Genomic DNA, 2,357 nt, shown 5'->3' on the forward strand with positions numbered 1-2,357 from the left:
TGGAGAATAACAAAGGCGTCACACATCTTCTCCGCCGAGTCCAGCACGTGGGTACTCATGAGGATAGACTTGCCTTTTTGCTTTTCTACTTCCAAAAGCTGAATCAAGTCAGAAATAGCCAGCGGATCGAGCCCAAGGAAAGGCTCATCCACGATAAAGAGGCTAGGATCTACCACAAAGGCACAGATAATCATGACCTTCTGCTTCATCCCTTTGGAGAAATGCACTGGAAACCAGTCCAATTTTTTATCCAGACGGAACATTTTTAACAAAGGTTCCACACGATCAAAAGCCACTTTTTGCTCAATACCATAGGCCATGGCAACCGTCTTGATATGCTCTCTGAGAGTCAATTCCTCATACAAGCTAGGGGTCTCAGGGATATAGCCAATCTGCTTGCGATAGCTGGTCGCATCTTCTCGCAGGGTGAAACCGTTAATCTTGATTTCCCCACTGTAAGGTGTCAACAGACCGATAATCTCATTGATAGTCGTTGATTTCCCAGCACCATTGAGACCAATCAAACCGACCAGCTGCCCACTTTCAACGGTAAAGGACACATCTTTCAAGACAGGGACGTGAACATAGCCACCTGTCAGGTTTTTAATTTCTAACATATTTTCTCCGAATCTGGTATAATGTAGCTATATTATATCAAAATTCAATACAGTAGAGGTGGATTTTATGTCAGATTGCATTTTTTGTAAGATCATCGCAGGGGAGATTCCTGCTTCAAAAGTATACGAGGATGAGCAGGTTCTTGCCTTTCTTGATATCTCTCAAGTAACACCTGGACACACCTTGGTCGTACCAAAAGAGCACTACCGCAATCTTTTGGAGATGGACGCTACCAGCGCCAGCCAACTCTTTGCCCAAGTGCCAACAGTGGCTCAAAAAGTCATGCAGGCTACCAAGGCTGTCGGCATGAATATCATTGCCAACTGCGAGGAAATTGCTGGTCAAACGGTCTTTCATACTCACGTGCACCTTGTACCTCGCTACGGTGCAGAAGATGATCTTAAGATTGACTTTATCGCCCACGAACCTGACTTTGACAAACTTGCCCAAGTCGCTGAAACTATTAGAAATGCCTAAGGAGATGCCATGAAACTATCCAATCTATTGCTATTTGCAGGTGCTGCAGCTGGAAGTTATTTTGTCGTGAAAAATCGCCAAGCCATTCAGGATGAAGTGCTAGATACAACTGACCGCGTCGAAGCTATCAAGGATGATTTGGATATCATCCAAAACAGCCTACAAATCATCGACCAACAAAAAGCCCTTATCAAGGAATACCAAAAAGATTTGACCTACAAGTTCAAAGTCTTGGAAAAAGATTTCCAGACTAGACTAGCTGTGATAAAAGAAACACAGGAGCTTGAGGATAAGTAAAAAAGAGCCCGATGGCTCTTTTTACTTTATTCTCCTTCAAAGGCATCTTTTATATGGTCAAAGAAGCCTTTTTTCTTTGGATTGACTTTCAAGTCACCTGCAGCTGCGAATTCTTTAAGCGCAGCTTTTTGGCGGTCGTTCAAACCTGTCGGAGTCACGACATTGACAGTAACGTATTGGTCACCAACGGCACCGCCACGAAGGCTCGGTGCTCCCTTGCCACGTAGACGGAATTTCTTGCCAGTCTGAGTTCCTTCTGGGATAACCAATTCAACATCTCCATGAACAGTTGGAATTTCCACAGTATCTCCAAGAGTTGCTTGGACAATATTGAGATTTAACTTGTAGAAAATAGTTGTTCCTTCACGTTCAAATTTATCACTGGCTTCAACAGAAACCACCACGTACAAGTCCCCGTAAGGTCCACCGTTAAAGCCTGCTTCACCTTGACCAGCGAGGCGGATTTGTTGGCCTGTTTCCACACCAGCAGGGATTTTTACATGTACGCTATGAGCTTGTTTTTCATGCCCTGTTCCGTGACAAGTTGTACATGGATCTTTGATTTCTTTTCCGCGACCATGACAGACATCACAGGTTACTTGGCGACGCATCATACCAAGAGGAGTCTGCGTATCGACGTTAATGACACCAGCACCATGACAGCGTCCACAAGTGACTGGACTTGTCCCTGGCTTAGCACCAGAGCCATTACATGTACGACAGCTGGCTTCACGATTGTATTTAACTTCTTTTTCCGTTCCGAAGATAGCTTCTTCAAAGGTTAAGTTCACACGATACTGGAGGTCATCCCCTTGACGAGGAGCGTTTGGATTGCGTGAAGCTCCTCCTCCTCCGAAAAAACTTGAGAAGATATCTTCAAAACCACCGAAGCCACCTGCTCCGTCAAAGCCACCAAAACCACCAGCACCACCAAAGCCACCGTTGGCACCCGCAGCACCATACTG

4 protein-coding genes are annotated in these 2,357 nt (G+C 45.1%); 2 read left to right on the plus strand and 2 right to left on the minus strand.

Annotated features, from left to right (window positions below; translation table 11 throughout):
* Nucleotides 1-617, minus strand: a 617-nt coding sequence (locus GMD5S_RS0210055) for an ABC transporter ATP-binding protein (RefSeq protein WP_016893902.1), incomplete at its 3' end; no start/stop codon positions are given.
* A 67-nt stretch (nucleotides 618-684) separates the two neighbouring features.
* Between GMD5S_RS0210055 and GMD5S_RS0210060 the strand changes: the two genes are divergently transcribed.
* Nucleotides 685-1,095, plus strand: coding sequence for an HIT family protein (locus tag GMD5S_RS0210060; RefSeq protein ID WP_001278326.1), 411 nt, complete (start codon nucleotides 685-687; stop codon nucleotides 1,093-1,095).
* Nucleotides 1,096-1,104: 9 nt separating this feature from the next.
* The gene (locus GMD5S_RS0210065) at nucleotides 1,105-1,392 is read left to right on the plus strand and encodes a hypothetical protein (protein WP_000777738.1); all 288 of its coding nucleotides are present in this window, start codon (nucleotides 1,105-1,107) and stop codon (nucleotides 1,390-1,392) included.
* Nucleotides 1,393-1,418: 26 nt separating this feature from the next.
* On the opposite strand, the gene dnaJ is transcribed toward GMD5S_RS0210065, so the two are convergent.
* Nucleotides 1,419-2,357: molecular chaperone DnaJ (gene dnaJ / locus GMD5S_RS0210070; protein ID WP_016893903.1), on the minus strand; the 939-nt coding region annotated here is incomplete at its 5' end.

It is taken from the genome of Streptococcus sp. GMD5S, assembly GCF_000298715.2.
Lineage (GTDB): Bacteria > Bacillota > Bacilli > Lactobacillales > Streptococcaceae > Streptococcus.